This window comes from uncultured Bradyrhizobium sp. (genome assembly GCF_964252615.1).
Lineage (GTDB): Bacteria > Pseudomonadota > Alphaproteobacteria > Rhizobiales > Xanthobacteraceae > Bradyrhizobium.
Genome location: NZ_CAXUNQ010000044.1, coordinates 19,984 through 43,623, shown reverse-complemented (window position 1 = coordinate 43,623; position 23,640 = coordinate 19,984). Strand labels below are relative to the sequence as shown.

The following is a 23,640-nucleotide window of genomic DNA, read 5'->3' as shown; positions in this document are numbered from 1 at the left end:
CGCCGCTGTCGCCCGATGCCGTGGCAGCGCCGCTGTAGCCCGATGCCGTGGCAGCTTCATTATCTCCGCTAACGCTAGGAGCATCCTTCCAGATTGCACGATCAAAAACCCATTTGACGGCACGTTGTGCGAGATCGCCTAACGATATCTCAACTCCGATCGTAACTGATGCCGAAGCAAGTTTGGTGTCCCTCTTGTCGCGATCGCCCTCTTGCACTACTTCAAAGAACCGATTGTATGCAGGCGGATAGAACTCGAAAACGGAAAGCGGATGTTCATCGGTTGGGCAGGCGTGGAAACCGTTGCTGCACGCTTCAATCTTGCCCGACACGCTATAGGTCTTGCCGACCTCGAACTGGAATCCGCGGCATTGAAGATTTCTGTCGAAGCCTTTGATCGATGCGACCGGAGCCAAGACATCAGCGACGACAACAGGCTTGGTTTCGGCTTCAACGTTGATTAATTTCTTCGGTGCCATCAAACAATCCCCCGCTCAGAAGCTATAGTTTTGACGATCAGCGCGTAATCGGACGCTGTAATGCCTTTGAGAAAGGCATTGTGAGCCGCATCAAAATCGTCGGAACCGTGGAGATCGCATCCGCTTTCAATCTCGACACGCGAGCAAAATTGCTCCCATGAACGCTCGCGAGAGATTTCCCCATCGTCACAATCGCCATAACCGGCGAACACACCAAGCGTCTCGTATTCTGGGTGTGCTCTATGATGAGCTGCCATCACAGCAACACCACAATGAGCATCGTGCCGAAATAGGCGATGCAGAGGGAGAGAGTGAAGTCGAGAGCGCGGGTCATGACGCGAATCCCTCTGCCGGGGTGGATTGTTCTATGAGAACGCTGTTGATCGTTCCCCACGCAACACAAGCGCCGGGCACCACGGCGAGGGGAATCATGTCGTCCGAAATCCCCCACTTGGCGCGTTGCGCTTCAACGCGCGGCCAATCCCAGCCCTCGGGGAGTTTGATTTCTGCGGGACGTTCGGCCATCACAGCAGCACCGCCACGAGCCATCCGCCGGAATAGGCGATGATGAGGGAGAGGGTGACGTCGAGGGTGTGGGTCATCACACGGCCTCAAAGCGGCGCCGCTCAGCCGTCGTGCTGTATGTCGCTGTGATGTTGTTGCAGGTGGCGCACGCCGCGCCGCGCCAGTCTGGCGTCGATTGCTCGACCGATCGGGAGTGCCGGCAGTTCAGGCTTTCGTATTTGTACGGCGACTTGCCGTACTTCTGATATGGCGACCGGGCTTCGGGCTTCGTCGCTGCGCGAGCCATTTCCGCTCTCCCCCTCCGATCCGGGATTGGATCGTGTGGGAGAACGATAAGTCGGAAAAATCCGACTGTCAAACTAAAAGTCGGAAAAATCCGATAAAAATTTTGGGGGGCTCTCTTTTAAAAAATCCGAACACCACAAAATTACGGTGGCGATGCGGGCACTCAGAGAACCGGGAGAGCGGTCTTTTCCAAAAAAAATGGGGGGGTACTGCTACCTAGCGTATCATTAGCATAAAGTCACTTTCTCCAACGATGCGAATGGCGACACCCCTTGCGATCAAGTCCTCAGCCTTCCGGTGTTTTGAGCTTTTTTCTTGACCACGCGTCAGTTGCAAATCTTGGTCGCCCAAGACTAAAATAGTCGTTTTTTTCGTTACGCTATCCATTACATTGCAACCGGCCGCTGCCGCGTCTGCTGCGGCCAGCGCTCTCGAAACTTGGAGCGAGCCAGTAAAAACAATGGTTTCACCGGCAAGGGGGCCGGTAAGGTTGCCTGGTAAGGCAACCTTGTTGGGCCTGGATATTGGTGGCCGTATACGTTTTGGCGTTGTATTAACGGTCGACTCGTAGCCGTATTCATCAACCATCTGCTGCAGCGAAATTCCACTGTCGGCTATTGCACGCAATAGCAGAAGCCCTGAAGCGCGCGCATCCTCTGCTGCGTCGTGATGGTGAAAATCTATGGAAAATATGCGAGCCAAATTCGAAAGGCTGTAACCGCCAGAATCACGAAATTGCCCCCAGACGATGCGTGCAATTTGACATGAATCGAGCCAATAACATTGCAACCCTCCCGATCCGTATTTTCCTGCGGCTCGAGCGAGAGCGGTTCGATCAAAGGCGCTGTGGTGAACGATAGCGGCCCGTTCGAGTACAGCGCTAATCACCGGGAACACATCAGCCATTGTCGGCTTGCCCGCAACGTCCGTCGGCTTAATCCCGTGGATTGCGATGTTCGTTGGGTCAAAGTGATCCTCAGGATCGACAAGGATAGTTAGTGCTTTAAAGACCTGACCAGCCTTAAAATGCACCAATCCGATTGAGCAAATGCTGGCAAGGTCGGCATTTGCTGTCTCAACATCGAGAGCGATAAAGTCCGTTACATCGACCACAATTCCGCCCACGCAAAGCGATGAACATTTTCAGAAACGTCGCCATCCGAGCCGGTTGCGCGGTTGCTCGGGAATTGAAGCAAGTAAGGCCAACCAATTGGTTCTTTCTGTAATGGCGATGGCTTTTCGGTCGTCATGCAGGGTGATCCGGCATGTTTGATATCTGTTCTTGACAACCAAAAGTGTTCCGAGCGTTCCGCCAATCGCCGCGCCCAACCCTCCTGTTGGCAAGACGCTGAACATACCGAGCGCAGAGCCTACGCCGCCTCCGATCATGCTGCCAATGCTCGCGCCTTTGGCTCGTTCGACGGTAGATGCGCGTTTTTCGGTATGAAGATTTTGCACCGAACGGATCGCTGAGAAGGGAACAATCTCAAGCGCGTTGCCGCGGTTGTGCAGCCGTAGGCCGTCCATGACGATCAGCGCTCGACCAGGCTGAAAATCGCCGCTGATAATTTTGAACGTGGAACTGTTGCCGGCGCGCCAGAGATCAATTTGATGGCCGATTGAGGATGCTTGGTCCGCCAAAAGAGAGGTTACGTAATCAGCGCCGCCACCCAAGTAGCTGCCAACAGTGACCACGTAGGCGCCAAAACTACCTCCCGCCTGCGAGCTTGTGTCGCGGACTTGGGAGATAAGTGCAAGCACCTGCTTCCGACCCGCTTCAATCAATTCCCGCTCCAGACGCGATTGTTCCGCCGGGGTTAGCCCGTTGCGCGAAGAGGCTTTTCTTTGGTGACAATCAGATCTTTGACTGGAATAGAATACCGTTCTGCCAGCGCAAAGGTAACTTCAGTTTTTAAGGATCGCTTCCGGCCGTCAAGAAAATCCGAAATATAGTTCCGTTCTAAGTCAAGTTCGATTGCGGCGGTGACCGGCCCTTCGCCAGCATCATCCATTGCTTTCTGCAATTTTCGCCTGATTTGATCCACCGATGACATGGCGGATTTATCCGACTTTCCGGTATTATCTTCCAGTCGGAAGTTTCCGACAGAAACTGCTTGCGTAGTCGGAATTTTCCGACTATCGTCCGTTCTTATGGAATCCGAACTCCGATCAAACCTCATGGCGTGTGCATCAGCATATGCATCGGCACGCTCCGTAAGCCTCTCCACGATCGGCAGGCTTGCGGCAGGCGATTGGCGGTTTTTTGACCGGCTCGACGATGACGGCAAAACCTTCACGGCCCGCAAATACGACGAGGTGATAGGCTGGTTTTCGCAGCGTTGGCCCAACGAGATCGAATGGCCGTCGCAGGTGATCCGTCCCGCTGATTTTGTCGAGCCTGCGGAGGCTCGCACATGACGCCGACGCCAAGGGCCGCGAATTACCTTTCCCATTGTGATGCACTCCTGATCCCGCCGCCCCGGAACAAAGCAAGCACATCGGCTGTCGAGGAGATACAGAAATTTTTCCTACTGCGGCATTTAGCTGCTTCACGAAGAATTTTTGAAACCGCAACTTATCCGTTAGTAGCAACCACTTCTGCGCGTAGTTCTCGCGCGGTGATTTGCAAATCACGTCGGCAGCAACCATCGCGTTGCTCGCGTTCGGAGAGAGTTTACCGAATTGCACGCACCGCGTTTGTTGGTGGGTATCTTGCCAAGGTGCTTTCCGGATCGCTTGACTCCGCACCGGTGCCGGCATGAAGCCCTCGCAAGAGTTTTTCATAATCCACCAGACCGTGATGGAGTCATGGCTACGGGACGCGTCCACATTTGCGCTGTTCGTCGCCTTGATCGGGACGGGCGTGCTTCTGAACAGCGTCGCATTGCAGTGGGTTGGCGCGATAGTCGGCTTTGTAACGGTTCTTTGTCGCGGAGCCGGGTTCGCGCATCGATTAACGATCACCGACGCCCGCAAAGAGCTTGATCGGATTGAGGCGGAACTAACGTCTCGCCCGGATCGGTCGTTAAAGCCGGGGGTCGTCGCATGACATTCCGGATCAACGAAAAGGTTTTGTGCGTTGATGATTCGGCGAATGGCCTGGGAGCACCTGTTCTCCTTCCCGAGCGCGGCAAAATCTACACTGTTAGGGCCGTTGGTCTGGTTCATCCGCTCGACCTGAGCCGGCTGCCTTGCATCCTGATTGCGGAAATCGACCGTCTGTCGACCGCGCCGCTTTGGGCTCATCGCTTCCGTTCCATTGCCAACAGCAAAACCAGCATCACCTTCGCGCATGACATCCTCCGCGCAGTTTCCCGCAAAGAACCGGTGCACGCATGACCAGCGCAACCGCCGAGTTCAAGACCAGTCTTAGCGCCCACTGCGACATGGCGCCTCCCGAGACCTGCGATGCGCTCGGCGCGCTCCTGCTCGGTATGCTTGCGAAGCGTCCGATGTGTTCGCGCTGCAAGATCAGACCGGCGTTACTTCGGCTCAATGCTGGAATCTTCTGTTCTAAATGTTCCAGTTTCGCCGGGGCCACCACCTTCGGCGAGAACGTGACGGCCGCGGGTTCAGCCCCCAGCCCATCCGTGCCTGCGGCCGTCACACCAATTTCTCGCGAGCCTGATGCCGACGTAGGCGATACGAAACAGATGGCGGGGCCACCGGACAAGCCGTCCGCCCGCCACGTCTCGGCATCAGGCTCGCGGGATTCAACCCCGGATGCTTCCTACCGAATTTCCTCGCATCCGGTAGACTTGACGGCTGGCGCGGAGGGCAACTTAGACGCCGCCGTCACTTTTCTTTCTGCCGATCCAGGTGCATGCGGGTTCGCCCCCGAGCAATTCGGGTGTCCGATCTGTACCGGCCTTGATTGCAAGTGGACGCACGGATCGCATCCGGCGCTGAGCAGAAACACGACCGCGTTGCGCGTCGTCGCGGAGAATTCGATCACGTCGAGTTTCGCATCCGAATCCGAAACCTGAGAATCTGAGAGGAGCAAAATCATGCTGTTTTTATTTGCCCCTTGGCTTGGGAGTTGTCCCAATTGTTATGTGCAACCTCTGGGAAATCTCCCAATCGGATTGGGAGAGCCCTCGTGACGGTGAAAATCATCTATTCGGACGCGCTCAAGGAATTGGCTGAACCCCGGCCTCGCGACGAGTACAAGAAAAACACAATTGCTCGCGTAGCGAGGGCTGCCGGCCTTCACTACTGGCGCGCTTACGACATTTGGTATCTGAAAGCCCGCCGCATCGACGCTGAAGAAGCCAGACGCATCGACGACGCACTCCAGCAAAAACGGGAAGATGAGGCGGTCAATGAAATCAGTGAACTCCGCACCCGGCTCCTCAAGATCGAATCAAGGATCGCTGCGGAGGCTCCAAGTCGGGCTGGCGCGGCTCTTGGCCAAGCTCGGGCACGGCCTTGCTGATCTAGCCGAAATGGTGTTGCCGGTCTCGAAGAGACCAAATCAAAGGAGCAAGCGCGATGACAATTAAATCTCGCCAGATGAGTGCGCCCGATATGACTCGTACCTTCAATGAATGGATGCGGCGGTATATCGAAGAACCGGAAAAATACACGCGGGAGTTTCAACGCGTGCGGGATTTCCTTGCCGACGAGGCGGCCGGTCGAGAGCCAAGCTACGGCGAATCCTGCACCGCCTATCAGTTCGAGATTTTTGACGAGATGAATGCGACCCCGATCGCCGACTGAGACTTTCTCGCGTTGCACCTCCTAAAGGGATGTCATGCCGACAGTCACTCGTTCCGAATTGAACCGATGCGACGACATTATGGCAGAGCGCGGGTTAGTGCGGATGCGCAGACGCTCGGAGCTGAAGGGTTTCGGATCGCCGGTATCTGCCTGCAACGGCAAGGCGTCGTTTATCAGCAAGGCCGCTGCGGGTCAGTCCGCCCGCAGAGGCCAAGTCGCGTATCGCTGCCGTTACTGCCGGAACTGGCATAACGGCGCGCATCAGAAGAGTTCCTGAACCTCTCTCACAGGAGAAGCAAAAATGGTCAAGCTCGTTCAGGGCGACAAAGACAAGATTTCGGGTTTTTCTGGCGTCGTCACAGCACGCGCCGAGTATATCAGCGGTTGTAATCAAGCGCTTTGTTGTCCACTCGTGCACAGTTCTGCGATACATGATCCGTATGCACATCTGACGCCGTCACAGTGCGCAGCCGAGATCGCGAAGCGCTTGCGGCATTCGAGAATGAGCATTGCCAGACCTACATCCATGCGAGCAGAAATCGGGGTTGCAGCCAAAGCAACCGAAAAGCCGATCGAAACTCCGGCTCAATGGGCAGAACGCCAAAAGGAAAGGTTCAAAGAGCCTTGGTTCCAGATTGTCGGAGAATGCGAACCGCTTAAACCGAAGATCGAGGACATTCAGCGCGTGGTGGCCCGGCAGTACAATGTGAGCCGCTCCGATCTGCTGTCGTCGCGCCGCACCGCCGACGTGGTTCGCCCGCGGCAGGTCGCGATGTACCTGGCAAAAACGTTGACACTGCGCTCGCTGCCCGAGATCGGCCGCCGCTTCGGCGGACGCGATCACACCACCGTGCTGCACGCCGTGCGCAAGATAGAGGCGCTGGTCGCCAAGGATGTCGCGCTGTCCGAGGAAGTCGAGTTTATCAGAGGGCAGATCACATGACAAATCTCTTCGAAATGGCGTCTGCCCTCGCACAGCGGGATGCAGGTATCGCCAGCGTTACATCTCACGCAGATGAAAACCATCCACGATGGAGCGAACGGGCGAAGGGCTGGATTCGCACCTACAGCGCAACGCATCGTCAGTTCATCAGCGAGGAATGTGTAGCCGCTGCTTATGCGGCTGGAATTCCGAAGCCGCATGATCCGCGCGCCTGGGGCGGCGCTTTCATGTCGTGCTCGCGCGACAAGTTCATTCGCCGGATCGGTTTCGGCATCAGCAATAACCGGCATCGGTCGCCAACGCCGTTGTGGCGGTCGTGTCACTTGAATTTTGCGGAGGGCTGAGCATGTCGTCGACAGCAGCACTTGAGCGATTGCCTAATACAGTTACGGCGTGTCACGCGGAGATAAGAACGCTGCGTGAGGCCGTGGGTGGCAACAAAGAGGTTAGAGAAAAAATATACGCTCTGGAATCAGAGCGCAACAAATTGAAGGACAGACTGCAAGCTTCCGAAAACAAGGTTTTGGGACTTCAAGGACGGGTTGACGAATTAGAAGAGGCCGCACGACCCGACGCCGAAGTTGCAATCGATGGTTTTCTGGATGAATGCGAGCGTGTTGGCCCGATGCGGTATGACGTTCCGCAATCGGATAGTGCCATCCGAGCAATCCTCCGACTTCACGATCCCGTGGGGAGACAGCCATGAAATTCACCGTGAATGCCGGGGAGCTATCGGCTGCGCTACGCGGGCCGTGTGATCGGGCGCGCAACAAGAGTGCGATAGCGATATTGAAGCATATCAGGTTCGGCACTGTATCTGGGCGGCTGACGTTACTCGGCCACGACATGGATTCGTCCAGCATCGCGAGCATTGAGGCTGAAATTGCCAGTTCCGGCGCGTGTGCAGTGCCGGCCGATCCTCTCGCTCGGCTAATCGGCGCGTTACCCAAGGTGGCCGCACCCTCATTTGAGATTGACGATAAAACCATCGTCATTAAGTCTAGTCGGTCGCGCTACAAACTTCCTATTCTTGATGCCGCAGATATGCCCGATGCACTGACGGCAGACCCCACCTTTCGCGCCACGGTCACCGCAAGCGACTTGGATCAACTCTTTCAACGCCCGCGCGCCGCCTTGAATCTTAGAGATGAGCGTCCGGTTTGCCATGGAATGTTCTTGCATGATGAAGGTGGTCACCTCTGTTCGGTAGGGACCTCCGGCGTTGTCCTGATGAGGTTCTCTACTGATGTTCCATCAAAAGGGTTTGCGGGCGCGATAATTCCGCGCGCCACAGCCGATGAAATACTTAAGGTGGGTCCAGGGGAGCTTTCGATTTCAGATCGAATCATATCGATCGCTGCAAATAACCAAACCTATAGCTCGAAGATAATAGACACCATCTATCCATCTCATTTTCGGAAGACGATTCCGCAGCGTGTCGCAACTCCGGTGACCGTTGATCGCGATTCACTTATCGAATGCCTCAACCGCCTAGGATCGATTGAAGGCTTAGGTGGTTCGGACTTGATTGATATCTCAGCCGGTGGCGGCGAGATTTCGATGTCAGTAGTCGGCGTGGCGTACGGTGTCGAGATGGTCGAATGCGATGCGACGGAAAGTAAATTCGTATGCCTACGATCCACCCAACTTCTTGATGGACTCAAAGCCTTCCGCGGCGAAACGTTAGAGCTCCATATAGGCACAGAGAGAGACCCGGTCCGGATCATTGACCCAACGGAACCCGACGCTGCTAACGTAATTATGCCGTGTGCCTCGCCAAACCGAAGGGCGGCTGCGGCATGAATTACGATCAGTTCATCGCACGGAAATCGGTCCAAGCGGTTCCTGCGGGCATCTCTGCAGTTTCAGAACTTCCACATCAACTGCGTCCATTCCAGCGCGACATCGTGACATGGGCGCTACAGCGCGGTCGTGGCGCAGTGTTCGCCGGTACGGGCCTCGGTAAAACGTTTCAGCAATTATCCTGGGCGCAAGCAGTACAAAAGGAAACGAAACGTCCCGTGCTTGTGCTTGCGCCGCTCGCGGTCGCACATCAAACGGTACAGGAAGCAAAAAAGTTCGATATAGATTCAGTTGCCTATGCTGCAACTCAGAACGAAATCAAGTCGGACATCGTCGTCACAAACTACGATCGGATCGACAATTTCGATCGCCTGCATTTCGATGGGATCGTTCTGGACGAGTCTAGTATCATCAAGGCACATGATAGCAAAACCCGCAAAACCCTGATCGACTTCACCAAGGATATTCCGTTTCGGCTGCCCTGCACCGCGACTCCCGCACCGAACGATTACGTCGAACTCGGCAACCACGCGGAGTTCTTGGGCGTCTGCAGTGCGAAGGAAATGCTGGCCACTTGGTTCGTCCACGACGGATCAATGAAGGCAACCAACGTCAACAACCACGGCAGCAAGCCTATTGCGGAATGGCGCTTGAAAGGCCACGCCGAGCAAGAGTTTTGGGGTTGGCTTTCGTCGTGGTCCGTGATGCTGCGGCACCCCCGCGAACTCGGATATGACGAGCTAGGCTACGATCTCCCACCGCTGCGCAAGGAATTCATCACCGTTCCATCCGGTCTACCCGTGGCGAGAACGCTTTCGGAGCGATTGCGAGCCCGTCGAGAAAGCATGACGGATCGCGTCCGTGAGGCTGCGGCTTTGGTCAACTCAATGCCTGATCGACCGTGGATCGTATGGTGCAACACGAATGCCGAATCCGAAATGCTGACCAAGGCAATTTGCGACGCCGTCGAGGTTAAGGGTTCCGATCATCCAGACTTGAAAATGCGGCGTCTGATGGGTTTCGTTAACGGCACGGTGCGTGTGCTCGTGAGCAAGCCAAGCATCGCGGGCTGGGGTATGAATTTCCAGCGTTGCGCCGATATGATTTTCGTCGGTCTCAATGACAGCTTCGAGCAACTTTATCAGGCTATCCGCCGCTGCTGGCGTTTCGGGCAGACGCAACCCGTCAATGTATGGTTCGTGGCATCGACAGCGGAGGGTGCCGTAGTTGAAAATCTCGCGGCAAAAGAGTCCGCAGCGGACTACATGGCTGATGAAATGTCAAAGCACACCCGCACCCTCATGACGCGGACTCTTCGCGGCATTCGCGAGCCGGCTCCGCACCAGAACAAACTCATCATTCCGGATTGGCTGAAGGCAGTCGCATGAACGTGATCGATCAAGCATCGGGTAAAGACTGGTATCTGTGGAACGGCGATTGTGTATTGGTTGCGCGCTCGCTTCCAGAGGAGTCTGTCCATTACACGATCTATTCGCCTCCGTTCATCTCGCTGTATACCTTCAGCGACGATCCGCGCGACATGAGCAACTGCCGGACAGATGAAGAGTTTTGGGCGCACTATCAGTTCTTGATCGCAGAGTGCTATCGCGTCACCAAACCCGGTAGGCTTGTGTCGATTCACTGTATGAATCTGCCTACCTCCAAGCTCCGGGATGGCTTTATCGGATTGAGGGACTTCCGTGGTGATATCATAAAGGCCCATCAGGCTGCAGGATTTTACTACCACTCGGAAGTTGTGATCCGCAAAGACCCCGTCTCCGCAATGCAGCGGACCAAGGCAATCGGACTTCTGCACAAGCAAGTGTGCAAAGATTCCAGTATCTCGCGCATGGCAGTCCCCGATTACATCATCACCATGCGTAAGCCCGGCGAGAATCCCGAGCGCATCGCAGGCCAGTTCGATGCCTATTATGGCAGCGAAGCGGCACCAGATGATCCGCTTCCGTCTCGCGAATGGGACGCCGTGGCAGAAGAAATGGTGCCGTGTACGGCATACCCGGGCGAGGCACGGTATTCGATCGCCGTGTGGCAGCGCTACGCCGAACCGGTATGGATGGACATCGCTCATAGCGATGTCCTGTCCCGAAAGGAAGCGCGGGAAGAAGCTGATGAGGCGCACATCGCGCCGCTGCAGCTCACGCCCATACGTCGTTGCATGGAACTATGGAGCAATCCCGGCGATACGGTCTTTAGCCCGTTCGCCGGCATCGGCTCCGAACTCTACGTTGCCCTGCAGATGGGGCGGCGGGCGATTGGCGCGGAATTAAAGCCTTCTTATTGGCGCCAGGCGGTACAGAATTGCGAACGTGCGTTGATAACGGCAATTCCCGGGGTAGGAAACGCTCCGCCTCGCCCCACAACGCAACTGCGCAAAGATATCCCAGCATCGCAAGTCGATTTATTCGCCATGATCGAAGCGCAGGAGGCCGCCGAATGACGATTTCAAAGTCACATTTTAGGAGCCGATTATGACCCAGTTACGCGACCTGGCGGAAGGCAAGCGCGATCTTTTGATGTTCGACCCGCGAAGAATCAAGGTCGATCCGGGCTACAATATCCGCGACCTGTCCACGCCAGAAGCGCAGGAGAAACTGCGCGAATTGGCGCGGTCGATCGCGTCCATCGGCGTGCAGCAACCGTTGACGGTGCGCCTGAAGGGCGATCAGCCATTCGTTGTCGCTGGCCATCGCAGACTCGCCGCGGCATTGCTTGCGATCGAAGGCGGCGCGGAGATCAAGACCGTTCCTTGTATCGCGGAAGCGAAGGGGACGAGCGAAGATGATCGCTGCGCCGATCTGATCGTTTCCAATTCGCAGGACCCGCTCAAGGCTATTGAAGTCGCGGCGGGCATAAAGCGTTTGATCGCATTCGGATGGGACAACGCGAAGATCGCGGAGCGATGTGGCTGGGGATCGACACAAACCGTTGACAATTATCTTGCGCTGCTTTCCGCGCCCGAAGACGTAAAGAGCATGGTGCGTAGCGGCGAGGTCTCGCCTTCGACCGCGCGCGAAGTCGTCCGCAAGCACGGCGACAAGGCCGGCGAAACCCTTGCCAACGCCAAGCGCCAGGCCAACAGCGAAGGAAAGACCCGCGTCACCACGGCTCACATCAAGGCGTCGACCGGGGAATTCCAGGCCACAGTTCCTCACATCAAGCTGATGCTCGCAACCCTTCAGAAGATCGCGACCGACGGAGACGAGGACGCGGCGGAAATGGCGCGCGACACATTGGAGAAAATCGGGGTTCTCAAGAAGCAACCGAACGGCTCGGAAGCCGGTCACAGGGCAGCGGCGAATAGATGAAACAGGTTTTTCAATTTTTCAAACGTATCGCGGACTCGCGCCCGCCCGACTTCCTGATCGGAGGTTCGGAGCAGCCGTATATGCGCCGATGGTGGGTGATACCGCGCAATCGTTTCTTCAATATCTATCTGCACCAGTTCCTTCGGTCGGACGATGATAGGGCGCTGCACGATCATCCGTGGCTGAATTGTTCGATCCTGCTCGACGGCAAATACACGGAGCACACCATCGCCGCAGGCGGAGTGAACCGAAAGCGGGAATACTCTGCCGGAGACTTCAAGTTTCGGGCGGCGTCCTACGCACATCGCGTCGAGCTGACGGACGGACCGTGCTGGTCGCTGTTTCTTACGGGTCCAACCATCCGGACATGGGGATTCCACTGCCCGGCTGGCTGGCGGCCGTGGAAGGAATTCGTCAACGACCGCGACAACGGCAAAGTGGGTCGAGGTTGCGAATGACTGTTTCACACGAAACAAACGCAGCATTTGTTGGTGTCGCATGAGCAACAAGACATACATGGCCTCGCGTCGCCAAGGCAGCACCGTAGGATGCGCCGAAAGTAGCGTCCGAATGAGCCTGACGATCAGGCGTGACAGCTTTGATGCGCTCCGCGCCCAAGCCCGGGCCAATTATCATTCGCTATCAGGCGAGGCCGCAGAGGCCATTGAGCGTGATTTAGCTCGCGCCGCGGCGTTGCGGGCGGGGAGGGCGTCGTGAAACATCTTCCCCCGCTTCCATGGTCATATTCGACCAACGCTCCCGTGGGCCAGCACGAGAGCAAAGGGCTCGTCTACTTGCTAGATGCGAACGGCCGCAAAATCGGGACTGTGTGGGGCAATCCTGACGAAAAGCTCGCTGCGGCGGCAATGATCATGGATGCGTCAGAGGCGCTTCACAAGGTCGGTGGCAATTCATGACCACCTCACCCCGCCATAGCTGGGGCGACCCGCGCTCAGTCGAGGTTCATATTTCCAATCTGAGCGTCAAGGGACTTGATCAACGTTGCCGCAACGTCCTCGATTTGCCCACACAGGTTCGCATACCTGTAGACGGGGTCGTTGTACCGGGGGCCTGTGGCGGGAACTTCGAAAGTCGTCGTATCTGGGAAGCTGGCCAACATTTCAATGGCACGCGGGAGTTTAGTCCTTATTGCGTCGATGTGGACGCTGATCGAGACTGGGAAAAGGTCCAGGTTCTCCCAACTTTCATTAAACTCCGATTTTTCGGCTATCTTAATAGCATAGACACCGGTTTTTCTGGTTCCTGCCGATATGTTAAACCCAACGGCCATCCGCACATTACGCGTTTCGACGACAAGTTTTTCCGAGGCGTAGCGGAGGCGAAGGTACAAACCGAGGCGCTTTCGGGCAAGGTCGCGCAACTCGCGATCTCGGTCATAATTGACCTTAGCCATCGCACCCTTATAGGCGTAAGTTCCCGCTATAAACGCGATCAAAGAGGCCATCAAAGGCTGCCACTCCTTCAACGCAAAATTCATAGGCCCCGTTACCAACCAAATGGTCAGAATGGTTGTGAAAAAGAGCAGGGCAATAGCGAGCAGGTCGTAGCGCTGGTTCATAAGGATATGCTGCCGCTCCATCCATCGTTTGTCGAGGGCGGGGCGACCCGGAGGTTAAACCGAAACATTCGGTTCTATATCAGCCATGCCGCTCCCAAGGGTCGAATTATAATCTTCACCGTCCTGACCGGCATGTACCCGGCGATGGCAGTTCGGACAAAGGGCGATGACAAATTGAGGATGGTCAGGACCGCCGTCGCTCACACGCCGCAAGTGGTGCGGCTCCAGATATGGTGTGCCATCCTTGCGGGGAAATGGGGCCGGGGCCTTACACCCTTCGCAGTGACCCGCGGCGCGCGCGAGAACGTAGTTTCGAACGTCGGCACTTCGCTGATAAACGTTACGAAATCCCGCTACGCGACCAGGTGGCGGCGCCCCCGCGGCGGCCATGGCCCTTCGAAGCAATTCGTCGAGTGGCGCGGCCTCTACCGGCTGGGCGTCTACTTGCTCGGCGATTGCAGAGATCGGCCGGAGCTCAAACACGATAGCGTTGCGCTGCGCGCCTTTGCGGTCAAGCGCACGTTCGATGTGGTATGTTTCGAACACCATTTCATCGACAAATTGCAGTCCGTCGCGAGTATCACGAAACAAAAGCAAACTCTTTCCTTCGGAAGAATGACCGGCAATCGCCGCATTTCCGCGTTGCATGGTCATATCGCCGACCTGACCTTCGCCGAAGTATTCAAAGACGCCATCCGGACGCTCTCGATCGGCATAGCCATGCCCGAGGCCGACTTCTCCGGTCACGATGATGACGACGCGGAATCGCTGAGGCGTAATAATTCCGCCCTGCATTTGTCCGCCGAAACGGGCGTGAATGTCCCTTCGCCGGTTGTAAAGCCGGCCCTTCTCAAAACCCCAACTCACCGCGACCCCCGATACGCAACAAAACGCGACAGATTTTGCGCTGGCCGCCGCGCCATGTCCAGGCTCGGTACGGGCACTTGTGGCGGATCGGGGAACCGCAGCAGCCCAAGCCATAGAGACTGAGGCGCGGAAGATCTGAAATGACACGCTGGTGGCGCGCATATGACGGGTCGATCGACCATCCGAAGCTTCTGAAGCTTTCGGACAAGATGTTTCGTGCCTGGTACACGCTGCAATGCGTCGCCTCGGCGAACGGCGGCACGCTTCCGCCTGCCGAGGATATCGCCCTCCGGCTCCGGATCAAGAAAGCGGAAGTGGCGGCGTGGATCACGCAACTGGTCGCCGCAAAACTAATGGATAACGATGAAGGAGTGTTCCGGCCGCACAATTGGGATAGCCGACAGTTTCAGTCCGACCGTTCCACGGAACGCGTTCAGAAACATCGAAACAAAAAAAGGAGCGTTTCGCCCGAAGCGAACGGAAACGTTTCAGGAAACGTTACAAGTAACACCGGAGGAAACGTTTCAGAAACGGCCAATGAAACACCCCCAGAGCAGAGCAGAGCAGATTCAGAAACAGAGCAGAGCAGAGCAGACGCCTGCGCGCCCATTGATGAGGAATTGAAAAGGAAGGTCGCCGCGCTTCAGGCTGGCGTCAGCGCGCATTTCGTCTCCCGAGGGGTAAAAATTCCCAACCTCGAACGATGCCGCCAATGGTTGGCGGATGGCGTAGCGGCCGGGACGGTGCTGGTCGCGGTCGAGACCGTGCTGAAACGTGGCACGAAGCCTGCTACGCTGGATTACTTCGAGGGTCCCGTGAGGGACGCGCACGCCAAGGCGGCGCCGGAAAATCTGCAGATCGTTCCGCCCGGCGAGTTCATTGTCGAAGGTACGCTGGAATGGGCCTGCTGGGACCGGTATCTGCGCGAAACCACGGGGCGCGGGTCGCCAGTCACGGACAGTCGGCACGAAGGCGGCATCCGCCGCGGCTGGTGGCGACCGTCTCGCGTACCCGACGGCTACGACGAAGCAACCGGAGAAAAACTCCCTCCAACCTCTGAGGAGGATGCGGCCTAATGCCTGATGCGCCTTACAAAATTATTGAAGGATGGCGGTCGACGGGACGCCGGCGCATCGTATGCCGCTGGTTTCGGACTCGTATTGAGGAACTGTGGGAGCATAAATCTGGACGCGCCGAGTGGCGGTGATACCACGGCGTGCTCTATCTAAAAACAGACGATGATGCCGGGTCGATCCAGGCTTCGCATTAGAGGAGAGAGAAAATGGCACTTGCAGCAGAAGAGATCGAAAAGGCAAATCGAGGCGAAGGCTGTTTGGGGAAAGCACATCCGGCCGAACCCGTATTCATCCTGCGCGCACAAGATTCGCTTTCAGCCGATCTTGTCGAGAAATGGGCAATCCATGCTCGTTCACTCGGCTGCGGAAACGACAAGGTCAACGAGGCGTTCGCGCTTGCAGATGAAATGCGGCGTTGGCCGGTGCGGAAGAATCCGGATTGACGGTGGGATCGATCATGAGGCGAGTGAACTGCGATCTGTGTAATGACCCCGGCCAACTTATCCGGCTAAAATCATGCATCACAGGGTTTAATTGAAGGATACGGGACGTGCAGGAACTGCAAACGCTGATCGATGCAAAGCCGAAGCCGTCAGAGCGTCCGATCATAAATTCGGGTTGGCATATCGTGTTGTGTGAGCCGAACGTTGAAATTCAAGTATCGATTGCGCTGAACGTTCGTGGCTACGAGTCATTTTGTCCCGCGGAGCACCGACCACAACGAACGAACAGGACCAAAAACGGACGTCGTGTGTATGAGGACCGAGCCAAGGCGATGATACCAGGCTATAACTTTGTACGTTTCGAATATAGGAAATGGGACTTTGAGGGCGTTAAAGCCGTGCGTGGTGTCCGCGGCTTCATGAAAGTGGCGGACCGGCACGGCGACATGGTTCCGGCAGGTCTGAGCGGCGCCGACATTGAGCGACTAAGGGCCGAAGATGAGGCCGCCTTCGTGAGACATCAGGCGTTAATGGCGAAGCGGGCAACGGACGAGGCAGACAGAATAGCAGGCAAGCCAGAGGTTGAATTCGAAGCAGGCAAGCAAGTCCGTATCGATGGGCCGACTGGTGAGAGGTGGGTCGGCGTGATGGTGAGGCAACGCGGCTCGTCGCGAGTCGAACTATTACGGGCCAACGCCAAGATCATCGTGCCGCACTCGAAAATCCACAACCTTTGTGAATAACGGAAAGTTTTAATATCGCGATGGAAACAAATCATTTACCGGCTATTGCGTTCGGCTGGCAAACCATCTCCGAATCGCCAGACGAGATTGATCGATCGCTTAGCAGGTTGAATTCCTGTCGGTCGTTTAACCCCGGGTTCGGGACATCCCACCGCATACACAGTGGTGGGCGCTGCGCATGGTTCATGGCAACATGACGGCGACAGCCCACCCAGATGATCAGGACGCTGTCCGCGAAGCCCTTGAGGCCGCAGCGAGCGACCTCGAAAACCGCGCAGGCAACACGGTATATCGCGCGGCATGGAAAGTAGCGGCGAAGCTCATTCGAGCGCGGAAGCCTAAAACTGATTTGCCCGAATAGCTCAGTTGGTAGAGCGGCTGTTTTGTAAACAACGGGTCGCTGGTTCAAGTCCGGCTTTGGGCTCCAATACTCGTTGCAGAAAGAGCAAGCAAAGATGACCGCAACGGTTCTGCCATTCCCCACACCAGCACCAAAGGACGGCGGGAAGGCGCGTATCCAGGCTGGTCGCATCCGCAAGGGATTGACCGCAGAGCAGGCATTCTTCGCAGCGGCACAGGCCATATCAGGCGGCGCGTGTGATTTGAGAATGGATCATACGGACCCGGAAGATACGGTGCCGAGCGAGTATGTGGCACCTGTATGTGATGGCTAATTCGGAGATTCGAATGTTTCGTAGGTTGCTCATCAATACTTTCGGGCTGAGGCTATTCCGTGCGGGCGATGTCGTTATCGATCGCTTCGATGGCAAGAAGGTGACGTTAGAGCGTGTGACAGGCTCTCGTGCAGAGGTGTTCTGGTTCGATAGGACGAAGCTAAAGCGTGGCTCACTCAACGTACGGCACATCAAACTTGCATAACCAACATCCGCCCGCCGTGACCTCATTGCGCGGCCCAGACGTGGATTAAAGGGCGGAGCTATTGCCTAAACCACTGGAACGAAGAGAGCGGAACAGGGAATACGACGCTCGACGTCGCAAAGAGAAGCCATGGAGAGCGCTCTACAACACGCCACAATGGAAGGCATTGAGGTTAGCGCAGCTAGCAAAAGAACCGCTCTGCAAGCGTTGTAGGGAGCGTGGGATAGTGCGTGCGGCGACCGTGGCTCACCATACTTCGCCGCATCGAGGTGATCCTGGACTATTCTTCAAGGCGTCCATCCTCGCTTCGTCGTGCGACGACTGTCACAACGTGGATGAGCAGCGCATCGAGCGCGGTGGTAGGGCCAGACAAGCAGTAGGACCGGACGGATGGCCGTCATAGGGGGGCGGTCAAAAACTCTGAGTCTTAGGGAGTTGAGACCGGCATGGCAGTCTCGCGTTAAATTCCGCTAAATCCGCATAGGGGGGTCCATTGGGTCGCCGTAAGAAGTTACCAGACATCGAACGCCTCGACGGGAACCCCACAAAGCGCGTCATCGAGGAAAGCGGAATCGAAGCGCTCGGCGAACCGTTCATCCCGGAACATCTGTCTGATGACGCCCGCGGTTGCATCGAGTGCATCAAGGCTTCGATGCCTTCGACCGTCTACTCCGCTCTCGACAGTTTCATCCTCTCGGCATTCGCAACATCTTGGGCGCTGCATAAGCTTGCGGCGCACAAAATCAATGACCCTGCGTTCGAACACGTCATCACCGTGGGAGACAATGGCGCTGAGGCGCAAAGTCCATGGCTGGCAATCCTAAACAAGCAGGCGATGCTAATGGCGAGCCTCGGCGACCGGCTCGGACTCGATCCGAAAAGCCGCGCCGCGCTCAAACTGCCCGGCGCAAAACAGCGCAAAAGCAAGTTCGCCGGCCTGATCGGGCAGACAGGGTTGTCGCGTTCATTGAGCAGCTAACGGTTCCGTCTGGAGAAGGGCAGGGCGGAAAATTCAGGTTGCGCGAGTGGCAGAAGAAGTTTGTCCGGGCGATCTATGAGCCGCACAATTGGGTAAACGGGCGGCTGTTACGCCGTGTGCGCCGCGCGATCCTGTCGATCGCCAGAAAGAACGGCAAGACCGCCCTGATCGCAGCGCTGGTGCTGGTCCACTTGGTCGGACCGGAAGCTGAGCGCAACGGAGAAATCTACTCGGCGGCCAACGATCGGGAGCAAGCCGCCCAGGTCTTCAAGGTTGCCCGACAGTTCGTCGAGGCTGATTCCGAACTCTCGGAAATCATTCGGATCATTCCGTCAACTAAGACGCTCGTCTGCTACGCCAACGGTTCGTTCTATCGGGCAATCTCTGCAGAGGCGGGAACCAAGCACGGCTTAAACCCGACGTTCGTCATCTTCGACGAACTCGCTCAGGCCAAGAGCCGAGACCTATACGATGTTCTCGATACTTCGATGGGTGCTCGTTCTGAACCGTTGTTTGTGGTCATTTCTACGCAGTCGAACGATCCTGAACATATTCTGTCGAAGCTAATCGATGACGGTGCGGGCGCAAAGGACCCGCGCATCGTCTGCCACCTCTACGAAGTTCCCGAAGATTGCAAGGACGTCTTCGATCCGCGCGTCTGGAAAAAAGCGAACCCGGCCCTAGGTGACTTCCGATCGCTCGCCGATCTGAAGGCGATCGCCGACAAAGCCGAACGGATGCCGGCTGAGGAGCCGAAATTCCGTAATCTGTACCTGAACCAGCGTGTTGCGCCGATCTCTTCGCTGATCTCCCGTAAGGAATGGACGGCTTGCGCCGGTCAAGTGGAATTTGTCGAGAAGGAAGAGGTCTATCTCGCGCTCGATATGTCGGCCATCGTGGATCTCTCGGCGCTTATCATGGGCAGCGCGGGGGACGAGACGAAGGTTCGACCGTTCATATGGAAACCGGAAGAACTGCTTCGCGACCACAGTGACCGTGATTTCGGCTCGGGCAACAATCGGTATGGCGAGTGGCACAAGGCCGGGCATCTGCTCGTCTCACCGGGGCGCTCGATTGATCCCGCGGTAGTGGCCCGAAAGATTGCCGAACTGTTTAATACCTACACGGTCTTGGGACTGGCTTACGACCGCTGGCGCATTGCGGACCTGCTTCGCGAGTTCGACCGAGTCGGTCTTGAAGCGTGGGAAGACAAGGGCAACGAGAAGCAAGGCTCCGGTCTTCGCCTCATTCCCTGGGGTCAGGGCTTCAAGGATATGGCGCCGGCAATTGACGCTCTGGAGCTCGACGTTCTTGGGCGGAACTTGGTGCACCCCTCGAATCCCGTACTGACTTGGGCGATGGGTAATGCGGTCGCAACCATGGACCCTGCGGGCAACCGCAAACTAGACAAAGACAAGGCCCGGTTTCGCATTGATCCTGCAGTCGCGCTTACGATGATGTGCGGGCTGAAATCGCGCGACCTCAACAGTGTTCGGCCGTCCGTGTACGAAGAGCGCGGCATCATCATGTTTTAGGCGGGCCGGATGGGATTACTCGATTTCTTCCGCAGCCAGCCCGAACAAGCATCGCAAAGAATCGAACCGCGTGCCGACATCGGCGGCATCATGTTCGACTCCCTCGATGATCCGTACCTTCTCCAATTCATGCGGGACGGATCGGCGACAAAATCGGGCGTTTCGGTTAACCGTCGCAGCGTTCTTTGCAATACCGCGGTACTGCGGTCGGTCTCCCTGATTTCCAACTCCATCGGTATGCTGCCGATGCATTTGATCGATGCGGCGACGAAGGAAAAAGCGACAAAACACCCGCTGTTTCGGTTGTTGCATCGGCGTCCAAACAGTTTTCAGTCCGCCTTCGACTTCAGAAGCTTCCTACAGATGCAGGCGCTGACTGAAAAGAGAGGCGGATTTGCGCTGGTAATTCGCAACGGCGACAGGATTGTGGAGCTGATTCCGCTGGAATCGTGCCGCGTCGAGCCCGTTCAGAACAACGATTGGTCCGTAACCTATTGGTACGATCGTCCAAAAGCCGGGCGAATTCCGTACAAATCCAGAGATATCCTGCATCTTCGCGGCATCACTTACGATGGGATCAATGGAATTTGCCTCGTAGATCAGGCGAAAGAGGCAATCGGGTTGGCGCTTGCGGCCGATCTTGCGATTGCCCGGTACTTCAGAAACGGCAGCTTCATCGATGGCACGCTGAATGCGCCGAAAGACGCCAAAATCAGCGAGCAGGCCTTGAACAGAATGAGGGACTCCTGGCAGGCGCGCTATTCAGGCGCGGACAACGCCGGCAAGACTCCGTTTCTGGAAGAGGGTGTTGAGTACAAGCAACATTCGTCGTCTGCCCGAGATGCCCAATCGAACGAAACGCGTGCGCGGCAGGTTGAAGAGATCGCGCGAGTGTTCGGCATTCCGCGGCCGTTGTTGATGGTCGACGAAACGAGTTGGGGATCAGGCATCGGCGTCCTCGGCCAGTTTTTCGTTCGGTATGGACTTAACCCCTGGTTCGAAGCGTGGCAGCAAGCGATCGAGCGAACGCTTCTTAGCGACGACGATCAGGAAAAGTACATCGTCAAGTTCAATGCCGGTGCGCTGCTCCGCGGCTCGATGGCAGAGCAGGGCGATTTCCTCGCGAAGATGATGGGCGCGGGCGGCCAGCAGCCGATCTTTACGGCAAACGAGGCGCGGGATTTTCTCGACATGCCGTCGCATCCAGACGGCGACAGCTTGTCCAACCAGATGATGGGTCACAATGGCGGACCTCCACTCAACGACAACGAGAGCGGCAATGCGAAACCATAAGTTCAAGGTTTTTGCGAAAGAGCGGCCCGGCGCGTTGCCGATGCCGGCGTCGCGTGACGTACAGGCCCTGACCGACCCGAAGGTGTTCGACAAATGGGCAAGGGATGCCGCTGGCATTCGGGCCGTCGAGCGCGATGACAACGTCATCACAATGTTCGACGTGATCGGTGAAGACTTCTGGTCGGGCGGCGGGATCACGGCAAAAACGGTTTCGGCCGCACTGCGCGCCATCGGGCCGCGTCCTGTCGAAGTTCAGATCAATTCTCCGGGCGGGGATATGTTCGAGGGGATTGCGATTTATAACGTGCTTCGCGAGCATCCCCAGCCGATCACGGTCAAGATCATGGGGATGGCGGCGTCGGCGGCTTCCATTATCGCCATGGCTGGCGACGAAATCCAAATCGGCGCCGCGTCGTTCGTCATGATCCATAATTGCTGGGTCATCGCTGTCGGAAACCGGAACGACCTTGAGGAGGTCGCCGAGTTTCTGGAGCCGTTCGATCAAGCCATGGTTGACCTCTACGCGGCGCGAACCGGTCAGGAAACCAAATTGATCGCGAAATGGATGGATGCCGAAACTTACATGTCCGGCTCTCAGGCCATCGAGCGGGGCTTCGCGGACGCGCTGCTTTCCGCCGACAAGCTGACGACGGACAAGTCTGCACAGTCTCACGACCGTCAGATCAACGATTTGCGCGCAATGGAATTGTCGCTGGTGGCGGGTGGCCAGTCCCGCACCGACGCCCGTGCGCGCATCAACAAGATCAAGGGCACGCCAGGCGCTGCCCGCGATACCGACACGCCAGGCGCTGTCGACCTTAGCTGGATTGGCCTTGCCGCCAGTCTGTCACAGTCCCTCTCCGTTTAGGAAAACCAACATGAAGCATGTTTCCCGCACCGCCCTTCTGGCGGGCAGTACCGCTTTGCCGCGCGCCATTGCGGCCGGCAGCATTCGCATGGACGCGTCGGATCCGAAAGCCGTTCTCGCCGCTCTGCAGAAGTCGTTCGAGGACTTCAAGGCCGCAAACGACGAGAAGCTGAGCAAGAAGGCCGACGTCGTTCTCGACGAGAAGGTGGACCGCATCAACGCGGTCGTCGCCGATCTTCAAACCAAAGCGGAAGCCACGGTCAAGGCCATGGACGATATGGCCGTGAAGATCGCGGCGGCGCAGGTTCGCCCCGGCGATCAGATCGGCGATCTGCCGCCGACCGATCCGGAGTACGTCAACGCCTTCAAGGCGTGGATGCGTCGGGACAAGGTATCGGCCGCGTTGCAGAAGGATACCGATGCGAACGGCGGCTACCTTGCGCCGATCGAATGGGACCGCACCATCACCAACAAGCTGAAGCGTGTTTCGGCGATCCGGGCGAATGCGCGTGTGCAGTCGATTTCGGTGGCCGGCTTCAAAAAGCTGTTCAACGACCGCGCCGTCGGCTCGGGCTGGGTAGGTGAGACCGCTGCGCGTCCGACCACCACCACGCCCGGCCTGGGCTCGCTGGATTTCACGCCGGGCGAGCTCTATGCGAATCCCGCCATCTCGCAGCAGTTGCTCGACGATGCGGCAATCGACCTGGAGCAGTGGCTTTCCAACGAGGTCGAGGGCGAGTTCTCCAAACAGGAAGGCGTCGCCTTTCTGTCCGGCAACGGCACCAACAAGCCGTATGGTGTCCTCACCTTCGTCACCGGTGCGGCAAATGCCGCGCGGCATCCGTGGGGCGCCATCGCAACGGTCAATACCGGCGCCGCCGCGGCGCTGACCGGGGATGGCTTTATCGACCTCATGTACAGCCTGCCTGGCGAGTTCGCCGCCAATGCAAAACTGTATATCAACCGGCTGTCGCTCGGGGCCGCCCGCAAGCTGAAGGACGGTCAGGGTAATTACCTGTGGCAGCCGACCTATGTTGCGGGCCAGCCCGCCACATTGGCCGGTGCGCCGATTGTCGAATTGCCCGACATGCCTGTGGTCGGAGCCGGCAATGTCGTCGCGCTGTATGGCGACATGGAAGCGACGTATCTGGTCGTCGATCGCATCGGCATCTCGGTGCTGCGCGACCCCTTCACCGACAAGCCCTACGTGCACTTCTACACGGTCAAGCGGGTCGGCGGCGGCGTCTACAATCCGGAGCCGATGCGCGCGCTGGTCGTTTCGGCCTGATGCCTTCGACC

At 57.1% G+C, this 23,640-nt stretch carries 27 protein-coding genes, 1 tRNA gene and 2 pseudogenes; 20 read left to right on the top strand and 10 right to left on the bottom strand.

From position 1 onward, the window contains the following. From ACFE72_RS18960 to ACFE72_RS18930, 7 genes and pseudogenes are all read right to left on the bottom strand, one after another. Positions 1-478 (bottom strand): annotated as a pseudogene (locus ACFE72_RS18960) (hypothetical protein); the annotation flags it as partial. After that, on the bottom strand, positions 478-735 hold the full coding sequence (locus tag ACFE72_RS18955; RefSeq protein WP_375414660.1) for a hypothetical protein: 258 nt from the start codon (positions 733-735) through the stop codon (positions 478-480). The pseudogene ACFE72_RS18960 and the gene ACFE72_RS18955, both read right to left, overlap by 1 nt. A 73-nt stretch (positions 736-808) precedes the next feature. Then, entirely contained in the window at positions 809-1,003 is a 195-nt protein-coding gene (locus tag ACFE72_RS18950; protein WP_375414659.1) for a hypothetical protein, read from the bottom strand. Between the two features lie 76 nt (positions 1,004-1,079). After that, a complete protein-coding gene (locus ACFE72_RS18945) occupies positions 1,080-1,289 on the bottom strand; it encodes a hypothetical protein (protein ID WP_375414658.1) in 210 nt (69 codons plus the stop codon). A 215-nt stretch (positions 1,290-1,504) separates the two neighbouring features. Next, positions 1,505-2,401 carry an exonuclease domain-containing protein gene (locus ACFE72_RS18940; protein ID WP_375414657.1) on the bottom strand — a complete coding sequence of 299 codons (897 nt, stop codon included), beginning with the start codon at positions 2,399-2,401 and terminating at the stop codon, positions 1,505-1,507. Positions 2,402-2,431: 30 nt separating this feature from the next. Continuing rightward, the gene (locus ACFE72_RS18935; protein WP_375414656.1) at positions 2,432-3,073 is read right to left on the bottom strand and encodes a hypothetical protein; all 642 of its coding nucleotides are present in this window, start codon (positions 3,071-3,073) and stop codon (positions 2,432-2,434) included. A 32-nt stretch (positions 3,074-3,105) separates the two neighbouring features. After that, entirely contained in the window at positions 3,106-3,741 is a 636-nt protein-coding gene (locus ACFE72_RS18930) for a hypothetical protein (protein WP_375414655.1), read from the bottom strand. A 592-nt stretch (positions 3,742-4,333) separates the two neighbouring features. Here ACFE72_RS18930 and ACFE72_RS18925 point away from each other — a divergent pair. The 10 genes and pseudogenes from ACFE72_RS18925 to ACFE72_RS18880 all read left to right on the top strand — a co-directional run bounded on the left by ACFE72_RS18925 (position 4,334) and on the right by ACFE72_RS18880 (position 12,079). Beyond that, a complete protein-coding gene (locus ACFE72_RS18925; RefSeq protein WP_375414654.1) occupies positions 4,334-4,627 on the top strand; it encodes a hypothetical protein in 294 nt (97 codons plus the stop codon). Next, the gene (locus ACFE72_RS18920; protein WP_375414653.1) at positions 4,624-5,274 is read left to right on the top strand and encodes a hypothetical protein; all 651 of its coding nucleotides are present in this window, start codon (positions 4,624-4,626) and stop codon (positions 5,272-5,274) included. Before ACFE72_RS18925 ends, ACFE72_RS18920 begins: the two co-directional genes overlap by 4 nt. A 113-nt stretch (positions 5,275-5,387) precedes the next feature. Next, positions 5,388-5,723 carry a hypothetical protein gene (locus tag ACFE72_RS18915; protein ID WP_375414652.1) on the top strand — a complete coding sequence of 112 codons (336 nt, stop codon included), beginning with the start codon at positions 5,388-5,390 and terminating at the stop codon, positions 5,721-5,723. Between the two features lie 56 nt (positions 5,724-5,779). Further along, complete coding sequence (locus ACFE72_RS18910) at positions 5,780-6,007, top strand: hypothetical protein (RefSeq protein ID WP_375414651.1); 228 nt, start codon at positions 5,780-5,782, stop codon at positions 6,005-6,007. 649 nt (positions 6,008-6,656) lie between these two features. Beyond that, a pseudogene (locus ACFE72_RS18905) lies at positions 6,657-6,950 on the top strand (helix-turn-helix domain-containing protein); the annotation flags it as partial. A 346-nt stretch (positions 6,951-7,296) separates the two neighbouring features. After that, the gene (locus ACFE72_RS18900) at positions 7,297-7,656 is read left to right on the top strand and encodes a hypothetical protein (protein WP_375414650.1); all 360 of its coding nucleotides are present in this window, start codon (positions 7,297-7,299) and stop codon (positions 7,654-7,656) included. After that, the gene (locus ACFE72_RS18895) at positions 7,653-8,753 is read left to right on the top strand and encodes a hypothetical protein (RefSeq protein WP_375414649.1); all 1,101 of its coding nucleotides are present in this window, start codon (positions 7,653-7,655) and stop codon (positions 8,751-8,753) included. Before ACFE72_RS18900 ends, ACFE72_RS18895 begins: the two co-directional genes overlap by 4 nt. Next, positions 8,750-10,141: an SNF2-related protein gene (locus tag ACFE72_RS18890; RefSeq protein ID WP_375414648.1), complete on the top strand. Its 1,392-nt coding sequence runs from the start codon at positions 8,750-8,752 to the stop codon at positions 10,139-10,141. Before ACFE72_RS18895 ends, ACFE72_RS18890 begins: the two co-directional genes overlap by 4 nt. Further along, positions 10,138-11,211, top strand: coding sequence for a DNA-methyltransferase (locus ACFE72_RS18885; protein ID WP_375414647.1), 1,074 nt, complete (start codon positions 10,138-10,140; stop codon positions 11,209-11,211). The genes ACFE72_RS18890 and ACFE72_RS18885 overlap by 4 nt, the downstream gene beginning before the upstream one ends. A gap of 31 nt (positions 11,212-11,242) precedes the next feature. Continuing rightward, positions 11,243-12,079, top strand: a complete 837-nt coding sequence (locus tag ACFE72_RS18880; protein WP_375414646.1) for a ParB/RepB/Spo0J family partition protein — start codon at positions 11,243-11,245, stop codon at positions 12,077-12,079. On the opposite strand, the gene ACFE72_RS18875 is transcribed toward ACFE72_RS18880, so the two are convergent. Continuing rightward, a complete protein-coding gene (locus tag ACFE72_RS18875; RefSeq protein WP_375414645.1) occupies positions 12,055-12,564 on the bottom strand; it encodes a hypothetical protein in 510 nt (169 codons plus the stop codon). The genes ACFE72_RS18880 and ACFE72_RS18875 overlap by 25 nt on opposite strands. A 228-nt stretch (positions 12,565-12,792) precedes the next feature. On the opposite strand from ACFE72_RS18875, the gene ACFE72_RS18870 reads away from it, so the two are divergent. After that, a complete protein-coding gene (locus ACFE72_RS18870; RefSeq protein WP_375414644.1) occupies positions 12,793-12,996 on the top strand; it encodes a hypothetical protein in 204 nt (67 codons plus the stop codon). A 35-nt stretch (positions 12,997-13,031) separates the two neighbouring features. Here the strand turns inward: ACFE72_RS18870 and ACFE72_RS18865 are convergent, their stop codons facing one another. Further along, a complete protein-coding gene (locus ACFE72_RS18865) occupies positions 13,032-13,658 on the bottom strand; it encodes a hypothetical protein (RefSeq protein WP_375414643.1) in 627 nt (208 codons plus the stop codon). 54 nt (positions 13,659-13,712) lie between these two features. Next, a complete protein-coding gene (locus tag ACFE72_RS18860) occupies positions 13,713-14,525 on the bottom strand; it encodes an HNH endonuclease (RefSeq protein WP_375414642.1) in 813 nt (270 codons plus the stop codon). A gap of 140 nt (positions 14,526-14,665) precedes the next feature. On the opposite strand from ACFE72_RS18860, the gene ACFE72_RS18855 reads away from it, so the two are divergent. The 9 genes from ACFE72_RS18855 to ACFE72_RS18815 all read left to right on the top strand — a co-directional run bounded on the left by ACFE72_RS18855 (position 14,666) and on the right by ACFE72_RS18815 (position 23,629). After that, positions 14,666-15,601: a hypothetical protein gene (locus ACFE72_RS18855; protein ID WP_375414641.1), complete on the top strand. Its 936-nt coding sequence runs from the start codon at positions 14,666-14,668 to the stop codon at positions 15,599-15,601. 206 nt (positions 15,602-15,807) lie between these two features. Further along, a complete protein-coding gene (locus tag ACFE72_RS18850; RefSeq protein ID WP_375414640.1) occupies positions 15,808-16,044 on the top strand; it encodes a hypothetical protein in 237 nt (78 codons plus the stop codon). 107 nt (positions 16,045-16,151) lie between these two features. Next, positions 16,152-16,787: a transcription termination/antitermination protein NusG gene (locus ACFE72_RS18845; RefSeq protein ID WP_375414639.1), complete on the top strand. Its 636-nt coding sequence runs from the start codon at positions 16,152-16,154 to the stop codon at positions 16,785-16,787. 351 nt (positions 16,788-17,138) lie between these two features. After that, positions 17,139-17,214, top strand: a tRNA-Thr gene (locus tag ACFE72_RS18840). Positions 17,215-18,159: 945 nt separating this feature from the next. Continuing rightward, complete coding sequence (locus ACFE72_RS18835) at positions 18,160-18,645, top strand: P27 family phage terminase small subunit (RefSeq protein WP_375414638.1); 486 nt, start codon at positions 18,160-18,162, stop codon at positions 18,643-18,645. 38 nt (positions 18,646-18,683) lie between these two features. Beyond that, positions 18,684-20,180, top strand: a complete 1,497-nt coding sequence (locus ACFE72_RS18830) for a terminase large subunit (RefSeq protein WP_375414637.1) — start codon at positions 18,684-18,686, stop codon at positions 20,178-20,180. Positions 20,181-20,189: 9 nt separating this feature from the next. Then, a complete protein-coding gene (locus ACFE72_RS18825) occupies positions 20,190-21,473 on the top strand; it encodes a phage portal protein (protein ID WP_375414636.1) in 1,284 nt (427 codons plus the stop codon). Further along, positions 21,424-22,341, top strand: coding sequence for a head maturation protease, ClpP-related (locus tag ACFE72_RS18820; RefSeq protein WP_375414635.1), 918 nt, complete (start codon positions 21,424-21,426; stop codon positions 22,339-22,341). The genes ACFE72_RS18825 and ACFE72_RS18820 overlap by 50 nt, the downstream gene beginning before the upstream one ends. 10 nt (positions 22,342-22,351) lie before the next feature. After that, positions 22,352-23,629, top strand: coding sequence for a phage major capsid protein (locus ACFE72_RS18815; protein WP_375414634.1), 1,278 nt, complete (start codon positions 22,352-22,354; stop codon positions 23,627-23,629). Positions 23,630-23,640 lie beyond the last annotated feature (11 nt).